This window comes from Rhizobium sp. BK289, assembly GCF_014193575.1.
Classification (GTDB): domain Bacteria; phylum Pseudomonadota; class Alphaproteobacteria; order Rhizobiales; family Rhizobiaceae; genus Rhizobium; species Rhizobium tropici_C.
The window spans coordinates 156,311-180,222 of record NZ_JACHZO010000008.1 but is presented as its reverse complement, the minus strand read 5'-3'; the positions used below and the strand labels follow the sequence as shown (position 1 = coordinate 180,222).

Here is a 23,912-nt window from a genome sequence, read left to right as displayed (position 1 = left end):
CGCCCCCATGTCTTATCCCGCGATCTTCGAGAAGTCCGCGACCGTGCCGGTCGCCTGACGGATCAGGCGCAGCAGCGCCAGGCGATTGGCGCGGATGGCGGCATCTTCATCATTGACGAGCACGTCTTCGAAGAAGCGGTCGACGGGTGCGCGCAGCTTGGAAAGGGCTGCCATGGCCGAGCGGAAATCCTCCTTGGCGATCGCGCCGGAGGCCTCGGCAGAGGCGGCCTTCACGGCAGCAAAGAGATCCTTTTCGGCATCGAGTTTCAGCAAGGCTTCCGAAACGCCATCGGCAACGACGGTGCCCTTCTTCTCTTCGGCGGCCAGAAGCTGGGTGGCGCGCTTGGTGCCGGCCAAGAGGTTTTTGCCGTCCTCGGAGGTGATGAAGGCGGTCAGCGCCTCAACGCGGCGGGCGACCATCAGCAGATCGTCGGCCTCCGGCGTCAGCACGGCGTCGATGAGGTCATGACGGGCGCCGAGATCGCGGAGATAGACCTTCAGGCGGTCATGGAAGAAGGCGAGCAGATCGGCATCCCTGGTGGTCGCCAATAGCGGCAGGCGCACACCGCGCTCCAATAGGATACGGACAACACCGAGGGCGGCACGGCGCAGTGCATAAGGATCTTTCGAGCCCGTCGGCTTCTCGTCGATCGCCCAGAAGCCGACGAGCGTATCCAGCTTGTCGGCAAGCGCAACCGTGATCGCAACCTTGTCCTCGGGTACGCGGTCGGACGGGCCTTGCGGCTTGTAGTGGTCTTCGATCGCCGTCGCGACAGAAGCATTCTCGCCCTGCAGCGAGGCATATTTTCGGCCCATGACGCCCTGCAGCTCGGGGAACTCGCCGACGGCTTCGGTGCGCAGATCGGCCTTGGCGAGCACGACGGCACGGTCGACCAGGGCAGCATCGGCGCCGGTGATCTTGGCGAGGTCAGCGGCCAGCGCACGGATGCGGGCGACGCGCTCGCCCTGGCTGCCGAGCTTGGCATGGAAGGTGACGTTGAGCGCATCAAGCTTCGCCATGCGCTGATCGAGCGGCTTCTTCAGATCGAGACCGAACTTCCTGGCGGAGGCTTCCAGCGTTTCGAGATCGGGCAGGTCGCCCTGGTCGCGCTTCCAGAAGTGCAGCGCGTCGGACAGACGGGCGCGCACGACCTTGCCGTTGCCGTGGATGATTTCCTTGCCGCCATCCGTCGCCTGGATATTGGCGACGAGAATGAAGCGGTTGGACAGCGCACCCTCCCCTTGAGGGGCGGCGGCACGCAGCGCCGGGGTGTGGTGATTTTGTTGGGACGCGAGATCACCCCCACCCGCAGCTTCGTTGCGACCTTCCCCCTCAAGGGGGAGGTGAGAGCCTTGCGGCCGCGTGACGAAACATTTCTGGTTGGTCTTGATGGTCAGGCGGATGATCTCGGATGGGATCGAGAGATAATCCTCCTCGAAGGAGCCCATCAGCACCTGCGGCCATTCGACAAGGCCGGAAACTTCCTCCAGCAGGCTTTCATCCTCAACCAGTTCGAGACCATTGGCAAAGGCGACATCGCGGGCATCATGCAGGATGATGTCCTTGCGGCGCTCGGCATCGAGAACGACATAGGCCTTTTCCAGGCTCGAGGCATAATCCTCGAAACGCTTGACCGTGATCGGGCCTGGCGCATGGAAGCGATGGCCATAGGTCACGTTCGAGGCGACGATGCCGTCGATCTCGAAGGGGATGACCGTGGTTTCTTCATGCTCGGTGCCGAAGGTGCAGACGATCGACTGCAGCGGGCGCACCCAGCGCAGCGAACCGGGCTTCACCGAGGCCTTGCCCCAGCGCATCGACTTCGGCCAGGGGAAATTTCTGATGATGTCGGGCATGACCGCGGCGACGATTTCCTCGGCAGCACGGCCGGGCTTGGAAATGATCGCCACGTAGAAATCACCCTTCTTCGGGTCGCTCTGGACCTGGGCTTCCGAAACTGAAGAAAGGCCAGCACCGCGCAGAAAACCTTCGATCGCCTTTTCGTTGGCATCGGTGCGCGGCCCCTTGCGCTCCTCGCGCACATCGGCCGAGCGCGCCGTCAGGCCGCGAATATCGAGCGTGAGGCGCCGCGGCGTCCAATATTCCCTGGCACCTTCGTAGGAAAGACCTGCTTCGATGAGGGCGTCGGTCACCAGCTTCTTCAGGTCGCCGGCGGCCTTGCGCTGCATACGGGCGGGAATTTCCTCGGAGCGGAGTTCGAGAAGGAGATCGGGCATGTCAAGGTTCCTCACCCTCCCCTTGAGAGAGAGGGTCGGCACGGCGTGCCGGAGTGGGGTGAAAACGGTCGGCCTCTGCTAGCAAAATTTGGCGCTGCTGCACAATGGCAAATATCGTATCCAGGACAGCCTCGACCTCACCCATGACCTCGGCATTCCAGAATCGGACGACATGATAGCCTTGGCTTTCAAGAAATGCCGTGCGCTCGGCATCATAACGCCTTGCCGCATCTGCCTGATGCTGGCTGCCATCAAGCTCGATGATCAGACCGATCTGATGACAGGCGAAATCAGCGAAATAACGCCCGATCGGAACCTGCCGGCGAAAATGCGTCCCTTCGATCGGGATGCGCCAAAGATGCTTCCAGAGCTTGGCTTCCGCATCGGTCGAACCGGCGCGCAGGCGGCGGCTGTTGGCGATTTTGAAGCGATCGAGCTTGGAGGGCTTTTGGGGCATCGAAGATCTCCGTATTGCTGAGACAGCGAAGTTGATGCGTCGGGAAGTACACCCTCCCCTTGAGGGGGAGGGTCGGCACAAAGTGCCGGGGTGGGGTGATCGCGGCAACCTCCGCAGCCAACCAATTGTCACCCCACCCGCCGCTTCGCGGCGACCTCCCCCCTCAAGGGGGAGGTGATCAGCTACCACCCTCCTCCGCCTCCGCCGCCACCGCCGCCACCGGAGAACCCTCCGCCTCCGCCCCCACCACTATCGCCGAAGGCGGAGGACGAGCTCGATACCGGTGCCGGGATCGTCGAGGCTATGGTCGATGCCATGGAAGAAGAGAAGTCGCCGATCGTTCCGCCGATATTGCCGGGGTTGAAGTTGCCGGAATACCAGATCGGCGCATAGGCCGCCGCCGCGGCACCCGCAGCCGTCGCGAGCCAGGCCTCGAAAGCACTGGACCAGGGCTTTTCGACGCCGAGTGCGACGGCATAGGGCAGCAGCTTTTCGAAGTGCTGCGGCGACATCTGCGGCGCGCCCTGCATGTTCATTCGGTCACGTTCGGCCAGCGTCAGATATTGCCTGAGACCGGCGATGCCATCCATCATCTTGCGTCCGAGCGGCGTCGGCGCGCCCATCAGAAAATAGAAGACGACATTGAGTGCGAAAATGCCGACGATGCCGGCGACCAGCGGCAGCAGGCCCGCTTCCCATAACGGCACGACGGCGGCGGCAAAGCCGCTGACGGCAGTCGATACCAAGACGAAGCCGAAGAAGGCAAAGACCAGGACGGAAATGATGCGCTGGGCAAGGCTGGCATTATGCCTGCGGAACCTGCGGCCGATCGAGCTGGCGAACAGCGTCACGAAGATCGACAGGAAGCCAGGCACGATGATGAGCGGCAGCGCATTCTCGTGCAGGCGGCCGAAGAGGACGATGGACGCCAGGATGAGGATCGAGAGCACTATGCCGGCAATGACGTAGAGCACGTTTGCCTTGTAATATTCGCCGCGATGGTCGCGCTCGATGGCGCCGCGGAATTTCGAGCCGAGCCGCTGCACCGCTTCGCCGTTTTCCCTGTCGATGACAAGCGGCGAGAATGGTCCGACAGCCTGCATGATCACCTTGTCGCCGCCGCCGAGATCTCTGCCTGCCTTGCCGGTTGGACGGATGACCACTTTTTTCTGCAGGTCGTCGAGGATCACATAGCCGCGCACGGCAAGATCGATCGCCGTTGCCGAGAATGCCGTCCAGCCGGAGCTGGCGAAGCCCTTGTTGTCGATGTAATTGACCAGCGCCGGCGAGATGCCTTCGGGCGGGTCCCAGCGCGGGACCATGACGCCGGGCGGAGGATCGCGGCCGACGGCGATCCAGCTGCGCATATAGTAGACAAACAGCAGGATCAGCCCGCCGATGGCAATGGTCGTATCGAGATGATCGCGAAGGAACCAGCCCCATTGCTGGCTGGCGCTCGGCGGCGCGATTACTCCCTTTCCCAGCTTGATGGCGATCGTCAGGCCTTCGGCCATGGCGAGCGGTCTGGTCGTGACGAAGGTGACTATATTGCCCTGCGTGCTGGCGCTCGCGTTCTTGCCGTTGGCGCCGAGCGGTCCGGTGAAGAAGGCTAGCTGCTGCGGCTCTACGCCATCGGGCAATGTCACGGTCGCCTTGGCATTGACGATCGGGAACAGCCAGCCATTGCCTGTCACGTTCCAATAAAGCTCATCATGATCGCTGAAATAGCGCATCTGACGATTGGTGTCGTAGGTGAGGCGGAATGTGTGGGGGCCTGGGTTGAGGCTTCTGTCGGCGTTACCGATATAGATGCGCTCGCCGCCCTTGATGCGCTCGCTGTGCCAATCCTCCGGCTGTCCATCGCGCTCGATGGAGACGACCTTGAAATCCACCTCGATTTCGCGGCCGTTGGCATCGGTCATAACAAGCGGGAAATCCCGGAAGATGCCGCGGCGGATATCACGCCCCTCTGCATTTACGGAGATCGTCTCGACCACCCGCATGGAGCCGTCATGATGCAAGGCGATTGCCTGATCGAAACTGGTGATGAGCTCGGCCGCCGTTACCGCCGTTGCGCAAAGCAGCAGGCACAGAGCCAGGAAGAACCCGCAAAGCCGTGTCATCACTCCCCCAAAAGGATGGCCGCGACGCCGTTACCGGCGCCGCTTCACGTCAGGAACATGCCTGCGCTCAGCCTCCCTTGGGATGGCGGAGCGTCAGTCTTCGTAAGCGACTCCGAGAGACGCCAGCACGTTCCAGTAGGACGGGAAGGTCTTGGCGACGCAATCGGGGTCGAGAATGGTGATGCCGCCGATCTTCAGGCCGGCGAGCGCAAAGCTCATGGCGATGCGGTGATCGGCGAAGCTGTCGATCTCGGCCGGCAGCACTTTGCCGGCAAGGCTCGGATCGGATGCGACGATGAGATCGTCCCCCTCTTCCGTGCCGAGGTTCGGCACGATGCGCGACAGGCCGCTCGACAGCGCGCGGATGCGGTCGCATTCCTTGACGCGGAGATTTTCGATGCCGACGAAGCGCACCGGCGTTTCGTTGAAGGCAGCGAGAACGGCGAGCGTCGGAATGGCATCCTGCATCTGCGAGCCATCAATGACGGCCGGAAGATGCGGAAACTTCGAGATCAGGTCATAGGCCTTCGCATCCGGCTGCGAGAACTGTTCCGCCGGCGTACCGAGATCGATCTTGCCGCCGCTCAGCACTTCGGCCGCCCAGAGATAGGTTGCGGCAGAGGCATCGGGCTCGATCACGAAGTCGGCGGCATGATAGCCGGTGGGCTCGACGCGCCAGGCAACCGGGCTCACACGCTCCACCTTGGCGCCGAAAGCGCGCATGGCCGCGACCGTGAGATCGATATAGCCGAGCGCGCCGATATGTTCGCCGAGCAACTCGACATCGACGGCGCGGTCGCCGCCGGCGGCCATCATCAGGAGCGCCGAAACATACTGGCTGGACAGGCCGCCATCGATCTGCACGCGGCTTGCCTCGAAACGGCCGGTGCCGTTGACGGTCACGGGCGGGCAGCCGGTTTCAGCCGAGGCATCGACGCCCAGCGAGCGCAGTGCATCGACGAGCGGGCCGATCGGCCGCTTGCGCATATGCGCGTCGCCGTCGACGATGACCTTGCCGTCGACGAGCGCGGCCGCGGCCGTCAGGAAGCGCGTCGCCGTGCCGGCATTGCCGAGGAAAAGCGGGGCAGCCGGCGCTTTGAGCTTGCCGCTGCCGGTCACGATGAAGGTCGTGTCGTCGGGCTCATCGATGACAACGTCCATGGCGCGAAGTGCTTCGGCCATATAGCGGGTATCGTCGCTCTTCAGCGCGCCGGTCAGTCGGCTCGTGCCCTTGGCAAGGCCTGCCAGCAGCAGTGCGCGGTTGGTGATCGACTTCGATCCCGGCGGCATGGCGCGCCCGGTCAAGGGCTTGCCCGGCGGGATAATCGTGAGTTTGGCTCTACCCATCATCATTCTCTTTGGTCAGTCAGGAAGCCAGCCGATGGCCAGCGGTCGGCATCCTTTACCGCCTGATATGAAAAACCGATAGCGGAAATCTCAGAACTTTACCGTGGGAACGGCGCGGTCCGCCTCGTTGGTGATCTCGAAATAGGCCTTCTTGGTAAATCCGAAGGGGCCGGCGATGAGATTGTTCGGGAAGGTCTCGACCTTGACGTTCAGATCGCGCGCCGCACCGTTGTAATAACGGCGCGACATCTGGATTTCGCCCTCGACGCCTTCCAGCGAGCGCTGCAATTCGAGAAAGTTCGTGTTGGCCTTGAGGTCGGGATAGGCTTCGGCAAGCGCAATCACGCGGCCGAGTGCCTGCGACAACAAGCCCTCCACCTGGCCTCGGGCGGCGACATCTCCAGACGGCACGGCCTGCGCCTTGTTGCGCAGTTCGACAACCTCTTCCAAGGTCTGGCGTTCATGGCCGGCATAGCCTTTGACCGTCTCGACCAGATTAGGAATGAGGTCCGCGCGCCGCTTCAACTGCACGTCGATGCCCGACCAAGCCTCCTCAGCCACCTGACGTGCACGGACTAGCCCGTTATAGGCGAAGATGACGTAGAGCGCGACCAGCACTATGATCGCAAGAAGAACAAGCATCTGAAATCCCCCGTGGCGACTGCAACCCAAGGGACACTAGGCAGATTTCATGCCGATGTCACCCGGCTTTAACGGCGGCGCAGAGCCAAGATAGGCTGTGGCGATGCCCAATCCTTGGGAAGCTCGCCTCAGGCGGCCTGCTGGTTCCAATTGATGCCGCCGGCATCGGTCAGCAGGAAAGCTTCGCCGCAAGCCTTTGCCAGCGTGCGCACGCGCAGGATGTAGCTCTGGCGTTCCGTAACCGAGATAACGCCGCGGGCGTCGAGCAGGTTGAAGACGTGACTCGCCTTGATGCACTGGTCATATGCCGGGAAGACGCACTTGTGCAGGCGATGGTTTTCGCTGTCGCCCGGCGCGCCGGCTGCCAGCAATGCCTGGCATTCCTTCTCGGCATCGATGAAATGGCGGTGCAGCATCTCGGTATTGGCATATTCGAAATTATGCCGCGAATATTCCTGTTCGGCCTGCAGAAAGACATCGCCATAGGTGATCTTGTCTTCGCCTTCGAGGCCGTTGAAGTTCAGGTCATAGACGCTGTCGACGCCCTGGACATAGGTGGCAAGGCGCTCCAGTCCGTAGGTCAGCTCACCGGCGACCGGTGCGCATTCGATGCCGCAGACCTGCTGGAAATAGGTGAACTGCGAGACTTCCATGCCGTCGCACCAGCATTCCCAGCCGAGGCCCCATGCGCCGAGCGTCGGACTTTCCCAATCGTCCTCAACGAAGCGGATATCGTGCAGCAGCGGATCGAGGCCGATCGCCTTCAGCGAGCCGAGATAGAGCTCCTGCAGGTTCGGCGGATTGGGCTTCAGGATGACCTGATACTGATAATAGTGCTGCAGGCGGTTCGGGTTCTCGCCGTAGCGGCCATCGGACGGGCGGCGGGACGGCTGGACATAGGCAGCCCGCCACGGCTTCGGGCCGAGCGAACGCAGCGTGGTCGCCGGATGGAACGTGCCGGCGCCGACCTCCATGTCGTAAGGCTGCAGAACCGCGCAACCCTTGTCGGCCCAGTAATTGTGCAGCGTCAGGATCAGCGCCTGAAAGGAGCGCTTCGGATTCATATGATCGGGCACGTTGGCAGTCATGGGAACTGATTTCTTCCGCTAGCGAATGGTTTGGCGGACAGGTGCCACGACGTGGCGAACGGGTCAAGTTTTTACTCTACAGAATGCAGCGACATTACTCGCACTTAACCCGAGGAGCCGTCAAAATGGATTGACGATGGTCAACTGCTTCTCGACTATCAGACCGGCGTGCAGATCTTCCGAATAAAACCGCTCGCAGCCAGCCTCGATCGCTGCCGCCATCATAGTCGCATCATAGAAAGAAAGCTGATAGCGCTGAGCAAGGTGCAGCCCTGCCAACGTGATTTTCTCACTTACAGGAACGATGGTTGCCGACAAAGCGATGAGGGCATCAATTGCCTCGCGAATATCAGCCCACGACATATTGAGCTTCTTACGTCCGACATTGGCAAACTCATTCAATGCCTGTGCGCTGATAGCGAATGGCTTGGCCAGAAGCGCTTGTGCCTTTTCCGCCCTGCCCTCTTCGGTGAAAGCGTAGAGAAGAACATTCGTGTCGAGAAAATCCAAAACGAGACGCATCAGCGAGAATTGGCGTCTTCGCGATCAAACTTCCAATCCTCCGGAAGTTTGAGCTTGAACGATCTGATTTTTTCCAAGGCTTTCTGCCGCCTGTCGTCACGTTCGATCTCGAAGGCGTTTCCCGTGGCGACACGTACAACGATATCGTCGCCTTCCTTCAAATCGAGCGCATCGACAACCGCTGAAGGAATGCGGATGGCTAAACTATTCCCCCATTTTGCGACCTGCATGAAACACTCCAATGATATACATCAGAAAAGTATATCAAAATCTCACGAACGAAGCAATTCGGCTTACTCATCCTCGCGCTTCACATGATACTCGCCGGTTTTCGGGTCCTTGACCAAGGTTCCCATCGCGCCGGTACGGCGTTCCGTTTCAGCGCGGCGGGATTTTTCGGCGAGCCGCTGGGCATCGCGCACGAAACGCCGATAAAGCAGCCAGAGGCCGCCGACGGCGACGACAAAGAAGATGATCTGGGGCATTACCCAGCGCTCCCGATTACAATCCGTACCGGCCCCACAATGCCTTTTCCTCTGCCGCTTCTGCAAGTCCGGATGCAAGCCCCGCGCCAAGACCGTCCATGCTCCCAAGCGAAATGCCCGGAGCCTTGCGGCCGAAAAGGCTGCGCGGCGCGGTAATCAGCATCGGCTTGACCTTGTCGCCGAAGCGCTTCCTCAATTCCTGGCGCATGTCGCCGAGGCCGTCGATCAAGCCAAGCTCCAGCCCGCGACTGCCGGTCCAGAACAGGCCGGAGAACACCGTTTCGTCCGCCGAGAGCTTTCCTGTGCGGCGTTCAAGCACCATGTCGATGAAGACTTTATGGATTTCGAGCTGCAGGCTCTTCAGATATTCGATGTCCTTTTCCTTCTCCGGCTGGAAAGGATCGAGGATCACCTTGTTCGCGCCGGCGGTGTAGACGCGACGCTCGACGCCGATTTTCTTCAACAGATCCGGAAAACCAAAACCGCCGGAAACGACGCCGATCGAACCGACGATCGAGGTGGCGTCGGCGATGATCTCGTCGCCTGCGAGCGCAATCATATAGCCGCCGGACGCAGCCACATCCTCGACGAAGACCAGGACCCTCTTGTTTTTCTCGGCGGCAAGATCGCGAATGCGGTTGTAGATCATCCGCGATTGCACCGGAGAGCCACCTGGCGAGTTGACGATGATGGCGACTGCCGGCGCCGTCTTCATATCGAAGGCTTTTTCAAGTGCCTGCGACACACCCGCGAGATTCAGCGATTGCCGCAGCGGTCCGCCACCTGAAGAGATGACGCCGCTCAGGCGGACAACGGGGACGATCACCCCCTCCTTGCGGAAGCGCTTCGGAAGCATGCGTCTCAAGAACCCAACCATTCGTCATCCCTGAATCATGATGTTTGCTGCCCGTGATGTATGCATGGAAACGGCAAACGCAACATTGCGGATCGTATTTCGTGGCTCGATGCTCAAGCGAAGGATAGACTATCGCCGTGGATAGGCGGCGCGGCCATTGTTCAGATCGTCGACGAAATCGGAAAATTTATGCGTTCCCTCGCCGTGCATAATCAGCGGCGCTCGCAGTGCAAGCCTTGCCCTCGAACCCTTGATCGCCGTCACCAGGATACGCACGGCATTCTCGCCTTGGCGCGGATGGATCGGCGTGATCTCGATGCCGCCGAAGCGGCGCCCGCAGGCGGCGATGATCTCGCCGATGGATTCCGGCCGCGCGATGAGCGAGAGCTGGCCGCCGGGGATCATGATCGCGCCTGCCGTGCGGATCCATTTCTCGAACAGGCCATCCGTCATGGCATGTGCCTCAGCCTTCAAAGCATCGGGCGTGAGCCTGTCGCTGGCGTCGTTGAAGGGTGGGTTCATGATGACATGATGGAAGCTGTCGTCGATCAGGCCCGCCGCATTGCGATCCTTGCCGGTCAAGGTCACATCGGCTTCGATGACGGAGACGCGGCTGGCAAAACGGGCATTTTCCTGCAGCGCAAGGCTCTTGCGGGCGAACTCGGCCATGTCGGGAGAGCGCTCGAACAATACGACCTCCGCATGATCGAGCCGAGACGCGACGGCCATTCCGGCGGCCCCCGCCCCCGCGCCGAGATCGGCTACCCTGATCGTGCGGTCATCGGCCACGAGCGCGGCCAGCAGCATGGCATCCATGCCGGAGCGGTGCCCCCTGCCCTTCGGCTGGACGATATGAAAAGCGCCGCGATGAAAGGCGTCGATGGTTTCCACGGAGCTGCCGGTCATGGCGGACCTCAAGCCCGCGCCGGGCGCAGCTCGTCGCCGAGACCGGCATCGATCAGGATGCGCCGTGCCTGATCCGCGCGCTCTTCCTCCACCAGAAATCGGCGCGGCAGCATGCCGAGAGATCCCTCCAGGATGCTCATCGCCTGATCCGCCACCAGACAATGAATTCCGGCATCCTTCATCAGGCTCTCCGCAAAGGAGAGAACGACCGGGTCGTTGGTGCGGATCAGCTCGTGCATAAGCCCTAGAATTCCTGTCAAATTTACGCGACGAGACAATTCGCCTCTTGCCGCCTCTTTCGCCCCTTCTTATTGTGCTTTGCAGAAAATGAACAGGAGTCCGGATCGTTGGGCGTCGTGATACCGCTGGAAGAAAGCAAGAATAAACTGGCATCCATCAAGCCATTGGTGGATCTGACCAAGGCGGACATGGAACGCGTCAATCAGCTCATCCTGTCCAAGGCCGGCTCCGATGTGCAGATGATCCCCGAAGTTGCCGAGCATCTCATCTCCTCCGGCGGCAAGCGCCTGCGCCCGATGTTGACGATCGCGTCTGCCGCACTTTACGGCTATCAGGGCGATAATCACATCAAGCTCGCAACATCGGTCGAATTCCTGCATACGGCGACGCTGCTGCATGACGACGTGGTCGATGAAAGCGATCTGCGCCGCGGCAAATCCACCGCCCGCATGATCTGGGGCAACCAGGCGAGCGTTCTGGTCGGCGACTTCCTGCTCGGCCAGGCTTTCCGCATGATGGTGGAAGTCGGCTCGCTCGATGCTCTCGACGTCTTGTCCTCCGCTGCCTGCGTCATCGCCGAAGGCGAGGTGCTGCAGCTTTCCGTTTCCAAGAACATGGAAACGACGGAAGACGATTATCTCTCGGTCATCCGCGCCAAGACTGCAGCGCTCTTTGCCGCCGCAGCCGAAGTTGGCCCGATCGTTGCCAATGCCGGCAAGGCGGAGCGCAATGCGCTGAAATCCTACGGCACCAATCTCGGCCTCGCTTTCCAACTCGTCGACGACGCGCTTGATTACGGCGGCAAGGCTGCCGATCTCGGCAAGAATGTCGGCGACGATTTCCGCGAGGGCAAGATCACGCTGCCGGTGATTCTGGCCTATCGCCGCGGTACCGAGAAAGAACGCGCCTTCTGGCGTGATGCCATCGAAACCGGCGATAACAGCGACGAGAATCTCGAAAAGGCCCTCGGCCTGATCACGAAATACGGCGCGCTGGCCGACACGATTGCCCGTGCCGTGCACTACGGCACCATCGCGCGCGACGCTCTGGCGCCTCTGCCGGAAACGCCTTGGAAATCGGCACTTCTCGAAGTGATCGATTTCTGCATCGAACGCGTTAATTGATAGCGGCGACCCGAATTTCTTGCAGGGCCGCTTCAAAAAAGCCATCCTGTTGTGAATCAGTTGACACGAATGCGTTGTGCCGCCGGCGACTTCGCCGGCCATTCCCTTGATGAAAGGCTTTCTAATGCGGCAGAGACTTGCCATCCGTTTCCTTTCGGGCGTAGCCTTGGCGGCAATCCTTTCGGTGTCCGCCCTGACTGGCGCGCGCGCGGAGGATAAGCCGGCAGCAACAGCGCCGGAGGCCAGCGCTCCGGTTGCTTTCGATCCCGATAGCGTCGATACCTTCGCAGGCGCGTTTCTCGCTGCCCGCACGGCCGATGTCGATCACGACTACGACACAGCCATCACGCTTTATAAAAAGGCGCTGATGATCGACCCCAGCAATTCCGAAATCCGCCAGCGTCTGATGATCTCGCTGCTGCTCAACGGCAATCTGGAAGAAGGCGTCAAATACGCCAACGAGCTGAAAAGCGATCCCTCTGTCGAGCGCGTGACCACGATCGTGCGCGGCATGGATGCCATCCGTCGCCACGAATACCGCACCGCGCAGGAAATCCTCAAATATAACGGTCCGAACGATCTCGACCGGATGATGACCAACCTGCTTTCCGCCTGGGCCCGGGCCGGATCTGGCCGCGGCAAGGAAGCGATCTCGATGATCGACAAGATGAAGGGCCCGGACTGGTTCAACATCTTCAAGAACTATCATGCCGGAGCCATCGCGCTGACATTGGGTGACCTCAAATCGGCACGCTCGCATCTCAACGATGCGATCCTCGACAAGACGGGCGGTGCAACGGCTCCCGATACCTTCATGCGCGCGGTCATGGCGCTTGCACGGCTCGAAGCCAAGGCCGGCGACAAGCAGAAGGCGCTGGATGCGATCTCGGTCGGCGACAACCTCGTCAGCAACTACGCACCGCTGAATGCGCTGCGCGACAGCATCGCCAAGGGCGACACGCCGGACCAACAGGTCACCAATGCGAGCCAGGGCGCGGCCGCCGTGCTCTTCACCATCGGCGCCGCACTGAACCGCGACGGCGCCGAAGACGTGGTCTCGCTCTACCTGCAGATTGCCAATTCGCTCGATCCCAAGGCCGCCGATACGCTGGTTCTTCTCGGCGGACTTGCCGAAAAGCAGGAGCAGACCGATCGCGCCATCACCTTCTACAAGAAGGTGCCTGATGATTCGCCGATGGCCCGCATTTCCGAGCTGCAGCTCGGTCTTGCGCTTGCCCAGTCCGGCAAGGTCGACGATGCTCGCAAACACCTGAAAGCGTTGATCGATTCCGATCCCAACGATGTTCGCAGCTATCTTGCCTATGGCAGCGTCCTTTCCGACGCCAAGGATTTTCAGGCCATGGCCGAGAACTACGACAAGGCCGTACAGATCATCGGCCCGGTGCCGAAGCGTAGCGATTGGGCCGTGTTCTTCCAGCGCGGCATCGCTTATGAGCGGCTGAAGAAGTGGCCGGAAGCCGAGCCGAACTTCAAGAAGGCGCTCGAACTGAACCCGGATCAGCCACAGGTGCTGAACTATCTCGGCTATTCCTGGGTCGACATGAACATGAACCTCGACCAGGGCCTGGACATGATCAAGAAGGCCGTCGACCTGAAGCCGGATGACGGCTACATCGTCGACTCGCTCGGCTGGGCCTATTTCCGCCTGAACCGCTTCGACGAAGCGGTGAACGAGCTGGAACGGGCGGCACAGCTGAAGGCCGGCGATCCGACGATCAACGACCACCTGGGCGACGCCTATTGGCGTGTGAACCGCAAGCTCGAAGCCGTCTACCAGTGGAACCGCGCACTCGCCTCGAAGCCGGAAGAAGCCGATATTCCGAAGATCAAGGAAAAGGTCGAGAAGGGCCTGCCCGTGCTCGATAACGATCCGAAGACCGTCGACAAGAGCAAGCTACCCGATCCCGCGCCTGCGCCTTCGCCCGACACGAACGCTCCGGCGCCGGTCGACAAGAAGTCCTAAGACTTCCCATGAATACGGTCTTGGCAGCGGGCGATTTCGACCTCATGGAGGAAGCGCCCGCGAAGATCAATCTTGCGCTGCATGTGACCGGCCGCCGCGCCGACGGCTATCACCTGCTCGACATGCTCGTCAGTTTTGCCCGCCATGGTGATCGCGTCGCATTCCGCGCAAGCGCGCAGGATGAGTTCAGCCTTTCCGGGCGCTTCGGCCCACTACTGTCGGCAGATGCCGAGGCTGGCGACAATCTCGTGTTCAAGGCGCGCGATCTGCTGCGGCAGGCCGCACAGGCGGCGGGCTTCGATGCACCCGCCGTTCATATCCATCTTGAAAAGAACCTGCCGATCGCATCGGGCATCGGCGGCGGCTCGGCGGATGCGGCGGCGACATTGCGTGGACTGATGCGGTTATGGCAGCTCACGCTACCTGACGAGAAGGTCACGGCCATCGCCTTGAAGCTTGGCGCCGATGTGCCGATGTGCCTTGCCAGCCAACCGCTGGTGGCGCGCGGGATCGGCGAGGCGATAGGCTTGCTGCCGGCATTCCCCTCCTTTCCGATAGTTCTCGGCAATCCACTCGTCGGCGTCTCCACGCCGGATGTATTTCGCCATCTCACCCGCAAGGACAATCCGCCGCTGCTGTTTCCAACACAGATGCCGCGCGGCTCCAGCGAGTGGATCAAGGTGATCAGGAACCTGCGCAACGATCTCGAACCGCCGGCGCGCTCGATCTGCGGTGAGATTTCGGTGCTTTCCGGTCTGATCGAAAGCCAGCAGCCGATGGTGACCCGGATGTCCGGCTCCGGGGCCACCTGCTTCGGGATTTTCGAAAGTGCCGAACAGGCGAAGGCTGCTGCATCCTCGCTTCACAGGCAGAAGCCGGACTGGTATTTCCAGGTGACGGAAACGATTGCGGGAGAGGCATGATGGCAGGTTCAGTCAGCGAAAGATCCTTCATTCCCGTCGGCATCGCCGTGCTGACCGTTTCCGATACGCGAACGCTCGCAGACGACAAGTCCGGCGATACGCTTGTCGCGCGCATTGCCGAAGCAGGCCACAGGCTGGCGGCCCGCGCCATCGTTCCTGACGACAAGGAGCGCATCCGCATGCAGGTAGAAGCCTGGACGAAAGACGATGCGGTCGACGTGGTGATCACTACCGGCGGCACCGGCTTCACCGGCCGCGATGTCACGCCCGAAGCGCTGGAGCCGCTGTTCGAGAAACGTATGGACGGCTTCTCCGAGGTCTTCCATCGTATCTCCTACGACAAGATCGGCACGGCGACGATCCAGTCGCGGGCGACCGGCGGCGTCGCCAATGCCACCTTCATCTTCGTGCTGCCGGGATCGCCCGGCGCCTGCAAGGATGCCTGGGACGGCATTTTGAAGGCGCAGCTCGATTATCGCCATATGCCCTGCAATTTCGTGGAGATCATGCCGCGCCTCGATGAGCATCTGAAGCGCGGCGCCGTCTCCAAGTAGATCTGCTCATCGCGGACATTCCTATGCCTTCGGCCCTGGCAGGGCAGGAATTGATTCCCAATTATCGCCGCTGAGAATGATGCAGCTGCGCCCCGAGGCGTCGGTGATCAACAGCGTCCAGCTACCGCTCTCAGCGGCGTAGATCTCCACGATCGTATTGGGATCGAGCTTGCCGACCGCCGAAAGTTTTTCGGAAAGGTTGTCGCCAAGAAAGGCGACGATATCGAAGCGCTGGGCGCAAACCAGCATCGCCTGGGAACCTGCAACGCCGGGAAAAAGGATCGCACTTGACATGAGAGCCATGGACAAGAGGCGGTAAAGCATCGTGCGTTTCATGACGCACCTCCCTTCGCCGGTATCCCGGCGGACAAGGAGTGTGCCGCTGACCTGCTCCGCCGCATATCGGCATCTTCATGGTCGGCCGCCCGACGCGACACGCGTAAGGTGCCGCCACAGGAAAATTATCGCAGGTATTTGCAGCTTTTCAAATGAAATCTGGCTCGAAACCCACGTGCTATCGTGCCGCCCGCGCCACCCACGAGGGTATGAGCTCGCTTGAAAGGCTGCGGCCTTTGCGGCCTTTAGCGAATTCGGCCAGCCGCATGCCGGTTCTGGCAGCCGCGATGGCCTGAGCCTTCGACAAAAGCAATCCCAGTTCCAAAGGCTGCGTGCCCTTGCGAATGCGCTGAAGGAGGGGCCGGCGATAACCGCGCGACGCAGTGAAGCGTGCCGGGGCTTTGTTCAGGGAGACATATTCCGCGATCTCGTCGATCCAGCCCGCCTGCGGCCGGGCACCCGGCTCGACCAGCAGCAGCCAGTCACCGCGCGCCGAACGCAATATGTCCTTGATATCCCACTGCGAATAAAAACGGCATCCGGCGGCATCCGCCACTCGCGAAGTGCCGTCCCTGGAGCCGTGATCGAGCACGACGACATCGCAGACCAGCCCTTCGACCGCGCCTGCCACCAATGTCGCCAATGTCTGCGCCAGCTCGGGTTCGTGATCCTGGCATTCCATGATGACCGTCAACATTGCCCATTTATAAAGCGGCGCATAATTTATTGCCAGCACCTAACCCCCGGGCCGGAACGTTTAAGAAAACCCTGATGCACCACCTCGAAACCATGACACCTCCTTCACCAGCGCCTCGAACGCGTGAAGCGGAAGATGGTGATTCCGGATTTTTGTTCTTGCAATGTTCTCATTTGTCGGATAGGAATTTAATCATCTTAGACGCGGCATGCGATGGCATGAGCCGCCCTGGAGCTACCGATGAACGAGCAGTCCCTTGCAGGGCAGGCCGCATTCGCGCCTGCCAATACGGCAGACGTTGCCAACGCTTTGATCACCGAGGCCGGTCTCAGGGTCGACGCGGAGCGCCGGCGCGGACGCGGCGCCGGATTGAACCCGAGCGGCCGGTTCGAGCCGCAGCAGCGTGAGACCGTCGACGACGGCTGGCAGACATGGGAAGAGCTTCCACCCTTCAAGACCGAAGTACAGGTGGAAAAGCCGCGCACCGCGATCACGCGCAACGAATCCCCCGATATTTCCTTCGATCGTTCCATCAATCCCTATCGCGGTTGCGAGCATGGCTGCATCTACTGCTTCGCGCGGCCGACGCATGCCTATATGGGGCTGTCGGCGGGGCTGGATTTCGAATCGAAGCTGTTTGCCAAGCCGGATGCAGCCAAGCTTCTGGAGCGTGAATTGGCAAAGCCCGGCTACAAGCCCCGCGTCATTGCCATCGGCACCAATACTGACCCTTATCAACCGATCGAGAAGGAATGGCGGATCATGCGGCAGATCCTCGAAGTGCTGAATCGGGCAAACCACCCGGTTGCCATCGTCACCAAGTCGGCGCTGGTCATGCGCGATATCGATATTCTGAAGGACATGGCCGCCAAGAACCTGGTGCGGGTGGGAGTATCGGTGACGACGCTCGACCGGAAGCTCGCGCGCACCATGGAGCCGCGGGCAGCGACACCGCCGCGGCGGCTGGAAGCGATCCAGGCTCTGAACGAGGCCGGCATCCGCACCGCGATCATGGTGGCGCCGATCATTCCAGCGCTCAACGATCACGAAATCGAACGCATCCTCGACGCGGGCAAAGCGGCCGGCGCGCAGGAGGCAAGCTATGTCATTTTGCGGCTGCCGCTGGAAGTGAGCCCGCTCTTTCGCGACTGGCTGCTGCAGCATTATCCGGATCGCTATCGCCATGTGATGTCGCTGATCCGCTCGATGCGCGGCGGCAAGGATTATGATGCCGAATTCGGCAAGCGCATGAAGGGCGCTGGCCCCTATGCCTGGCAAATCAGCCGCCGCTTCGAAATGGCAACGCGCCGGCTCGAACTCACGCGTCGCAATATCGCGTTGCGCGATGACCTGTTCGTGCCGCCTGACGGCAGCGGTGTTCAGCTATCGTTGCTCTGATATTCCTTGCGGGTTTTCCCTGTACCCGCTGGAAAAGCCCCCGGTTCGCCGCCCTGATCCACCGGGGGCTTGCAGGAGATCGGGTGGTGTGCGAGCTTCGCCGCATGTTACGCAGCACACCACCCGATTCTCCAATGTTATTCGAGGACATCCCGCTCGTCCCGACCTTCGAGCTGGAATTGATCGCTCGGCGTGCCGGACATTGGCCCGTTGCCGGAGCAGACGAAGTGGGCAGAGGCCCGCTTGCAGGGCCGGTCGTAGCTGCCGCCGTCATCCTCGATCCCGAGCGCATTCCGAATGGGCTGAACGATTCCAAGCAGTTGACAGCCGCCAGGCGCGAGGAACTGTTCGTCGAGATCCTCGCGACGGCGACGATCTCCATCGCCTCATCCAGCGCGACCCGTATCGACACGACCGATATCCGCAAGGCAAGCCTGGATGCGATGCGACGCGCCATTTGCGGGCTGGCGGTGCCGGCAAGCTACGTGCTGACCGATGGGCTCGATGTGCCGGCTGGGCTCGCCTGCCCCGGGAAAGCCGTGGTCAAGGGAGACGCGCGCTCCTTCTCCATCGCCGCCGCATCGATTGTCGCCAAAGTGACCCGCGACCGGATGATGGCCCGCGCAGGCGTCGTCTTTCCTGCCTATGGCTTTGCCGCCCATGCCGGCTATGGCACGCCGCAGCATCGCGCCGGCATCGAGCAACACGGCCCCTGCTCGCTGCATCGCATGAGCTTCCGCCCACTCAAGAAGGAAGCCGTCTGAGGTCTCAATTCCTCAGTCCTGCGACGATCTCCGGCGACCATTTCGTGATATAGGCAATGTCTTCCCTATAGATGCGATCATGACCATCCTGCAGGTTCCGGCGATATCTCTCAATGCCGCGTGCAGCTTCCCGTTCCATGAAGGCGAGTAGCGCTTCGAGCCGTTCGATAATGCCCGCCGGAAGCGAACTACGCTCGGAAACCGGTAGCCCGTAGGCGTCGACGAAGAGGCGCGCACGCTGGATCTGGGTGGCAAGGCTATCCAATCCCTCCACCGCCACGCTTGAGGACAATGGCGCCCAGCGATAAACGGCATAGGCCAGGTCCCAAATCCGCGGACCGGGATGGGCGGCTTCGAAATCGATAATCCCGATCACCTCGCCGTCGTTCAAAACGACATTATAGGGTGCGAAATCGCCGTGGCAGATGACCTCGGACGGCAGACGGGGTGGCAGCTGCCACGGCCAAGCCACAGTAAGATCGCGCAAGACCAGCGCCGAACTATGATGATAGCGGCGCAGCAATCGCGCGGCCGATTGCAGGATCTGCTTCGAGCGCATCTCGGCACAGTCGCCGAGATCGCCCGTGGCACCAGGCAGATAGGTCACTCTCTCCCAGACGTCGTCAAATCCGTCCGGCTTCGGGGCGGCATCAAAGCCATGCAGCGGCAGGGAAGCCAATAGCGCATGGACGCCGGGTGTCCAAGGGCGAACGGGCCGCACGATAAGATCGTCCTGGCGAAACGGCTCTTCGTCCATTGTGGGCTGCATCTGTCCTCCCCCTCATTTCCTGATCTTGCCGTTCGTTGCGGCAACGATCAATCTGCGAGAAATCGGATGGCCACGATTAACGGGGATTTGACCGCATTGCTTCAGCACCCCGTGGTTCGAGGCTCCGGTCCCTTCGGCGGCTCAAGAGCCTGCGGCATCCCATCATAAGGGGCTGCTCTCCTGCGCAAAACTGCACGTTGAACCGGGCTCATGCGACGGGAAGCCGCTCTGTGATAGCATGTCCTCCCACCAACAAAAAACCCCGCCGAAGCGGGGTTTTCCAAATTCGATATTCCGAACGCGTCAGTTCAGCCGCGTCTTCACTTCCTTGACGGCATCGTTGAAGAGACCGGACTGGATGCTTCCATCGGCCTTCTTCGCAAGCACCGATTCAGCAGCGGCGATCGCCAGGTCGACGGCGGCGGAACGAACCGCCTTCATCGCATCGGCTTCAGCCTGCTTGATCTTCTGCTCGGAGAGTGCCGTGCGGTTGGCGACGAATTCCTCCGTCTTCTTGCGGGCTTCCGTCGTCAGCATATCGGCTTCGCGCTCGGCTGCGGCGACGATATTCGCGGCTTCAGCTTCTGCTTCCTTGCGCTTGCGCTGATATTCGGCCAGCAGATGCTGGGCCTCTTCACGCAGGCGCTTGGCTTCAGCGAGTTCGTTGCGGATCTGGTCGGCGCGGTCGTCCAGAGACTTCGCCATCATGCCCGGAACCTTCAGGTAAACGATCAGGCCGAGGAAGATGAGAAGGCTGACAAACGCGAAGAAAGTGTTGTCGAAAGCGAATTCCATGGATCAGCCCTCCTGCTTGGCGGCAGCTGCTGCAACCGCGGAGGCGACATCGGCCTTGCCGGCGACATTGCCAACCAGCTGCTCGACGACGGCACCAGCCGTCTCCTCGGCAATCGCACCGACATCGCCGAAGGCTTTCGCCTTGATTTCAGCAATGCGGCCTTCTGCGGCCTTGAGCTTCTCAGCCAGGCTCGCCTCGATCGCCTTGCGATCCTCTTCGGCCTTGGCCTTGGCGGCATCGCGGGCAGTGGCGCCGATGGAATTCGCCTTGGCGCGCGCAGCGGCCAATTCGCTTTCATAGGTCGCAACGGCGGCATCGGCTTCAGCCTTCAGACGCGAGGCCTCTTCGATATCCTGGGCGATCCGGTCGTGCCGGCTTTCCAGAATGCTGCCGACGCGCGGAATAACGATCTTCTGCATGGCCACGTAGAAGATGACGAAGGTGATCACCAGCCAAAACAGCTGTGACGGATACGTCGTATGGTCAAACGGCGGGAATACGCCGCCGTGATGGCCTTCATTCGGCGCACCCGTTTCCGTGTGCACCGCTCCGGCGGCCGGCGGTGCTTCTTCAGCATATGCCGGGGTCACAAACATGCTCACCTCCAGGTGGTCTGCAAATACAAAGAATCACGGCTCGCTGCCCGCGAACCGTGATCTATGACGCCGCTGATATCAGACGGCGAAGAGCAGGAGGAGAGCGACGAGCAGCGAGAAGATGCCCAGAGCTTCCGTAACGGCGAAGCCGAATACCAGACGGCCGAACTGGCTGTCAGCAGCCGACGGGTTGCGCAGTGCGCCGGACAGGTAGCTGCCGAAGATATTGCCGAGGCCGAGAGCCGTGCCGGCCATACCAAAGCAAGCCAAACCTGCGCCGATGAACTTTGCTGCTTCCGCGTCCATGTTGAACTCCTTTGAAATGGTTGTGCGGTGAATGACTGACGCCGTTAGACGCCAATGTCTTTATCCTTAGTGGCCGCCCGGATGGATTGCGTCGTTGAGGTACATGCAAGTCAGCACCGCAAAGACGTAAGCCTGAAGGAAGGCGACAAGGAACTCGAGACCGGTGAGGGCGACGGTCATGATAAGAGGAAGAACAGCTCCGCCGATACCAAGCGCGCCGAGTGCTCCGAGCGAGGCGACGAAGCCTGCGAACACCTTGAGCGTGATATGACCTGCCAGCATGTTGGCGAAAAGACGAACGGAGAGCGAAACCGGACGGGACAGGAAGGAGATGATCTCGATCGCCACCACCAGCGGCAAGAGAACTCCCGGAACACCCTCAGGAACGAAGATCTTGAAGAAGCCGAAGCCGTGCTTGATCAAGCCATAGAAAATAACGGTGAAGATGACGAGCAGTGCGAGCGCCAGCGTCACGATGATCTGGCTGGTGACGGTGTAGAAGTAAGGAACGAGGCCGAGCAGGTTCGCCGTCAGGACGAACATGAAGAGAGAGAAGACCAGCGGGAAGAACTTCATTCCCTTTGTCCCCGCCCCTTCTTTCAACATCGAGGCGATGAACTCATAGGCCATTTCCGCCACCGACTGCGAGCGCGTCGGGATGACGCCGCGCGGCGCACTGGCGAAATAAAGGAAACCCGCGGAGAGCACTGCGGAAGCAACCATGAACAGGGAGGCGTTGGTGAACGAAAAATCAATTCCGCCGATATCGATCGGGATAATCTTGAAGATCAGGAACTGATGGGTAGGATCGTTTGCCACCGCTTGTTCTCTTTCATTTTTCCGCTCCACCGAGCGGATGCTTCTCATCTGGAAACAGCGCCGCAGCGTTGCTTCCGCTCATTTCTTATCGTGCCCACCCTCGCCCGGCACCGGTGTCGCCACCTTGCCCGCAGAGCGCAGCACATTCAGCACGCCGGCACAGAATCCGAGAAGCAGAAAAATAATCATGCCCCACGGCGTCGTACCGATAAAACGGTCGAAGACATAGCCCAGAACGACACCAACGATGATCGCAGCTATGAACTCACTGGAAAGCTTCATCGCCTGAGCATAACCCTTACGGCTCTCCTCAGCGCGAACCTCCTCGCGTTCACCCTCTCTCACCGCAGCGCGCTTGTTCGCCAATTCGGCTCCCAACTGCGCTCGCCGCTGTTCCAGACCCTCGTCGCGGTCATCCGTCATGATAACGTCCTCCCCATTTCGCTGCGCGTAATCCCTATCCCCGGTCAACGCGTAAACGAACGGCAGGTTTCGCCACCTTTCGGCCCGTTTTGAAGTCGCGCGCAACATAGTTTTAGGAAAAAGCATAGTCAAGGCGTAGACGACATCTGTCCAGCCATAAATTAGCCCAATTAAATCATGAGTTTAGAGTGAAAGAGCCATATTGACCGAAAACTGAGCGGAAGAATCCTCTTCAGCCCATGCTTTTCTGTGGCCTTTTTGCCAGCCACCACGGCACTCCTCAGGGCCAATCCGCAAACTTCGAACGCCTCAGCTCCAGCCGCCGCCATATGTGCGGTAAAAGATATGCATGCCGATGCGGCCGACCTTCACCATCTCGGCCGCCCATCTCGGCCGAACGTAGACGGCATGGTAGTGAGTGGCCGAGCCGACTTCCGGCAGCCAGATCTTGCCAGCCGTCACGGCCATCGCGACCTGACGGGCGATGCGCCAGTGTTCCGGCGAATTGACCCGATCCTTGACGTTGTCGCAGGCGAAGGAGAACTGGCAGGCATTGGTCCAATCCTCATTCTGATAGACGACGCCGCAGATGGTTTTGGGATAGGCGGGATTGCGGACGCGATTGAGGATGACCTGGGCGACGGCCGCCTGCCCCTTCACGGACTCGCCGCGCGCCTCGAAATAGATGCCGGTCGCAAGGCACTGCTGCTCATCCGACGAGAAGACCGAGGGCGGCAGGACATTGGCTGCCCATAGATGATCCTTCGGTCCGATCTGCGGCACGAAACGGCCCTCGCCGTCCTGATCCTTGGCAAGAATGGAATCGAAAGGCGAGACACGGGCATAGTCCGGCGCCGGCGATGCATAGGCAGCCGCCAGGACATCGGCATTCCGATTGGTGATGAGGTTTGCCAGATAGGCCGGCACGCTATCGTCCGGCTTCGGCGGCTGCTTCTTGTAGAAGGCAGTGGCGATCTGGATTTCCTTGCCGTCGAGCTTCGGCTTCAGGAAGGCGGTGCGCTCACCGGTATCGGATTCCGGCCGAAACAGCATGCTTTGCCGATCCAATACCGAGCCCGCGGAAAAATCCTTCGGCGGCTGCATCGGCGCTATGGCAACGACGCGGCCTTTCTTGTCCTGGCGGTTGATCCGCTCCTCATCCGGTCTGGGATCGCTGCCTTTTTGTTCCGACTGGAATGCGACCCGCCGCCCGTCCGGCAGCACCAGGCCGCCATCGCCCACCGCGGCCGCCGTCTTGGCATCGCCGAAGGCAAGTTCCGCCTGATGGGTGGAGCCGGCCGGCGATGCGGTCATCACCATGCGCCAATTCGCCCCCTCCCTGTCGATACCCGCAAGCAGACCCGCGAGATCGCCATAGGCGGCTGGAGATGGGAAGATCAGCCAGGCACAGAGCCCGAAGACGGCCGGCGAAGTCCAGTTTTTCGGCAAAAAACTCAATTTTCGGCTGACATAACGCGAGCGAGACAACACCGGACTCCAAACGGCACTCGAAACCAGG

General features: G+C 60.8%; 27 protein-coding genes. 6 read left to right on the top strand and 21 right to left on the bottom strand.

Features of this window, described 5'->3' with window-relative positions:
- Positions 1–12 precede the first annotated feature (12 nt).
- The 12 genes from glyS to FHT84_RS17340 form a co-directional block, all read right to left on the bottom strand.
- The gene (glyS, locus tag FHT84_RS17395; RefSeq protein ID WP_183763261.1) at positions 13–2,238 is read right to left on the bottom strand and encodes a glycine--tRNA ligase subunit beta; all 2,226 of its coding nucleotides are present in this window, start codon (positions 2,236–2,238) and stop codon (positions 13–15) included.
- A 1-nt stretch (position 2,239) separates the two neighbouring features.
- On the bottom strand, positions 2,240–2,695 hold the full coding sequence (locus FHT84_RS17390; RefSeq protein ID WP_183763259.1) for a DUF559 domain-containing protein: 456 nt from the start codon (positions 2,693–2,695) through the stop codon (positions 2,240–2,242).
- A 182-nt stretch (positions 2,696–2,877) separates the two neighbouring features.
- Entirely contained in the window at positions 2,878–4,818 is a 1,941-nt protein-coding gene (locus FHT84_RS17385; RefSeq protein ID WP_183763256.1) for a DUF2207 domain-containing protein, read from the bottom strand.
- 93 nt (positions 4,819–4,911) lie between these two features.
- Positions 4,912–6,168, bottom strand: coding sequence for a 3-phosphoshikimate 1-carboxyvinyltransferase (locus FHT84_RS17380; protein WP_183763254.1), 1,257 nt, complete (start codon positions 6,166–6,168; stop codon positions 4,912–4,914).
- An 87-nt stretch (positions 6,169–6,255) separates the two neighbouring features.
- Entirely contained in the window at positions 6,256–6,807 is a 552-nt protein-coding gene (locus tag FHT84_RS17375) for a LemA family protein (RefSeq protein ID WP_183763251.1), read from the bottom strand.
- 128 nt (positions 6,808–6,935) lie between these two features.
- Positions 6,936–7,895: a glycine--tRNA ligase subunit alpha gene (locus tag FHT84_RS17370; protein ID WP_112335445.1), complete on the bottom strand. Its 960-nt coding sequence runs from the start codon at positions 7,893–7,895 to the stop codon at positions 6,936–6,938.
- 120 nt (positions 7,896–8,015) lie between these two features.
- On the bottom strand, positions 8,016–8,417 hold the full coding sequence (locus FHT84_RS17365; RefSeq protein ID WP_112341130.1) for a PIN domain-containing protein: 402 nt from the start codon (positions 8,415–8,417) through the stop codon (positions 8,016–8,018).
- Positions 8,417–8,647, bottom strand: coding sequence for an AbrB/MazE/SpoVT family DNA-binding domain-containing protein (locus tag FHT84_RS17360; protein WP_112341129.1), 231 nt, complete (start codon positions 8,645–8,647; stop codon positions 8,417–8,419). Before FHT84_RS17360 ends, FHT84_RS17365 begins: the two co-directional genes overlap by 1 nt.
- Positions 8,648–8,710: 63 nt before the next feature.
- Positions 8,711–8,902, bottom strand: coding sequence for a hypothetical protein (locus FHT84_RS17355; RefSeq protein ID WP_095434098.1), 192 nt, complete (start codon positions 8,900–8,902; stop codon positions 8,711–8,713).
- Positions 8,903–8,918: 16 nt separating this feature from the next.
- Positions 8,919–9,779 carry a S49 family peptidase gene (locus FHT84_RS17350; protein WP_112341128.1) on the bottom strand — a complete coding sequence of 287 codons (861 nt, stop codon included), beginning with the start codon at positions 9,777–9,779 and terminating at the stop codon, positions 8,919–8,921.
- A gap of 108 nt (positions 9,780–9,887) precedes the next feature.
- A complete protein-coding gene (locus FHT84_RS17345; RefSeq protein ID WP_183763246.1) occupies positions 9,888–10,664 on the bottom strand; it encodes a methyltransferase in 777 nt (258 codons plus the stop codon).
- Between the two features lie 8 nt (positions 10,665–10,672).
- Positions 10,673–10,903 (bottom strand): DUF2007 domain-containing protein, encoded by a 231-nt coding sequence (locus FHT84_RS17340; RefSeq protein ID WP_112341126.1) that lies wholly within the window; start codon positions 10,901–10,903, stop codon positions 10,673–10,675.
- A 108-nt stretch (positions 10,904–11,011) separates the two neighbouring features.
- Between FHT84_RS17340 and FHT84_RS17335 the strand changes: the two genes are divergently transcribed.
- From FHT84_RS17335 to moaB, 4 genes are all read left to right on the top strand, one after another.
- A complete protein-coding gene (locus FHT84_RS17335) occupies positions 11,012–12,028 on the top strand; it encodes a polyprenyl synthetase family protein (protein WP_112341125.1) in 1,017 nt (338 codons plus the stop codon).
- A 124-nt stretch (positions 12,029–12,152) separates the two neighbouring features.
- Positions 12,153–14,012 (top strand): tetratricopeptide repeat protein, encoded by a 1,860-nt coding sequence (locus FHT84_RS17330; protein WP_112341124.1) that lies wholly within the window; start codon positions 12,153–12,155, stop codon positions 14,010–14,012.
- An 8-nt stretch (positions 14,013–14,020) separates the two neighbouring features.
- A complete protein-coding gene (locus tag FHT84_RS17325; RefSeq protein ID WP_112341123.1) occupies positions 14,021–14,935 on the top strand; it encodes a 4-(cytidine 5'-diphospho)-2-C-methyl-D-erythritol kinase in 915 nt (304 codons plus the stop codon).
- On the top strand, positions 14,935–15,489 hold the full coding sequence (gene moaB, locus FHT84_RS17320) for a molybdenum cofactor biosynthesis protein B (RefSeq protein ID WP_112341122.1): 555 nt from the start codon (positions 14,935–14,937) through the stop codon (positions 15,487–15,489). Before FHT84_RS17325 ends, moaB begins: the two co-directional genes overlap by 1 nt.
- Positions 15,490–15,510: 21 nt before the next feature.
- Here moaB and FHT84_RS17315 read toward each other — a convergent pair whose 3' ends face one another.
- A complete protein-coding gene (locus FHT84_RS17315) occupies positions 15,511–15,825 on the bottom strand; it encodes a hypothetical protein (protein ID WP_112341121.1) in 315 nt (104 codons plus the stop codon).
- A 178-nt stretch (positions 15,826–16,003) separates the two neighbouring features.
- The gene (locus FHT84_RS17310; RefSeq protein ID WP_112341120.1) at positions 16,004–16,522 is read right to left on the bottom strand and encodes a glycosyl transferase; all 519 of its coding nucleotides are present in this window, start codon (positions 16,520–16,522) and stop codon (positions 16,004–16,006) included.
- A gap of 240 nt (positions 16,523–16,762) precedes the next feature.
- Here FHT84_RS17310 and FHT84_RS17305 point away from each other — a divergent pair, with 240 nt between their 5' ends.
- Complete coding sequence (locus FHT84_RS17305) at positions 16,763–17,920, top strand: PA0069 family radical SAM protein (RefSeq protein WP_112341119.1); 1,158 nt, start codon at positions 16,763–16,765, stop codon at positions 17,918–17,920.
- Between the two features lie 104 nt (positions 17,921–18,024).
- Positions 18,025–18,684, top strand: coding sequence for a ribonuclease HII (locus FHT84_RS17300; RefSeq protein WP_112341118.1), 660 nt, complete (start codon positions 18,025–18,027; stop codon positions 18,682–18,684).
- Between the two features lie 4 nt (positions 18,685–18,688).
- On the opposite strand, the gene FHT84_RS17295 is transcribed toward FHT84_RS17300, so the two are convergent.
- The 7 genes from FHT84_RS17295 to FHT84_RS17265 all read right to left on the bottom strand — a co-directional run bounded on the left by FHT84_RS17295 (position 18,689) and on the right by FHT84_RS17265 (position 23,881).
- Complete coding sequence (locus tag FHT84_RS17295; RefSeq protein ID WP_112341117.1) at positions 18,689–19,453, bottom strand: phosphotransferase; 765 nt, start codon at positions 19,451–19,453, stop codon at positions 18,689–18,691.
- Between the two features lie 303 nt (positions 19,454–19,756).
- Positions 19,757–20,248 (bottom strand): F0F1 ATP synthase subunit B, encoded by a 492-nt coding sequence (locus tag FHT84_RS17290; protein WP_112341116.1) that lies wholly within the window; start codon positions 20,246–20,248, stop codon positions 19,757–19,759.
- 3 nt (positions 20,249–20,251) lie between these two features.
- The gene (locus FHT84_RS17285) at positions 20,252–20,845 is read right to left on the bottom strand and encodes a F0F1 ATP synthase subunit B (protein ID WP_112341115.1); all 594 of its coding nucleotides are present in this window, start codon (positions 20,843–20,845) and stop codon (positions 20,252–20,254) included.
- Positions 20,846–20,923: 78 nt separating this feature from the next.
- Positions 20,924–21,151 carry a F0F1 ATP synthase subunit C gene (locus tag FHT84_RS17280; protein ID WP_015338972.1) on the bottom strand — a complete coding sequence of 76 codons (228 nt, stop codon included), beginning with the start codon at positions 21,149–21,151 and terminating at the stop codon, positions 20,924–20,926.
- 66 nt (positions 21,152–21,217) lie between these two features.
- On the bottom strand, positions 21,218–21,970 hold the full coding sequence (locus FHT84_RS17275) for a F0F1 ATP synthase subunit A (protein WP_112341244.1): 753 nt from the start codon (positions 21,968–21,970) through the stop codon (positions 21,218–21,220).
- 78 nt (positions 21,971–22,048) lie between these two features.
- Entirely contained in the window at positions 22,049–22,393 is a 345-nt protein-coding gene (locus tag FHT84_RS17270; RefSeq protein WP_112341243.1) for an AtpZ/AtpI family protein, read from the bottom strand.
- A gap of 309 nt (positions 22,394–22,702) precedes the next feature.
- Complete coding sequence (locus tag FHT84_RS17265) at positions 22,703–23,881, bottom strand: cell wall hydrolase (RefSeq protein WP_112341114.1); 1,179 nt, start codon at positions 23,879–23,881, stop codon at positions 22,703–22,705.
- Positions 23,882–23,912: the final 31 nt, after the last annotated feature.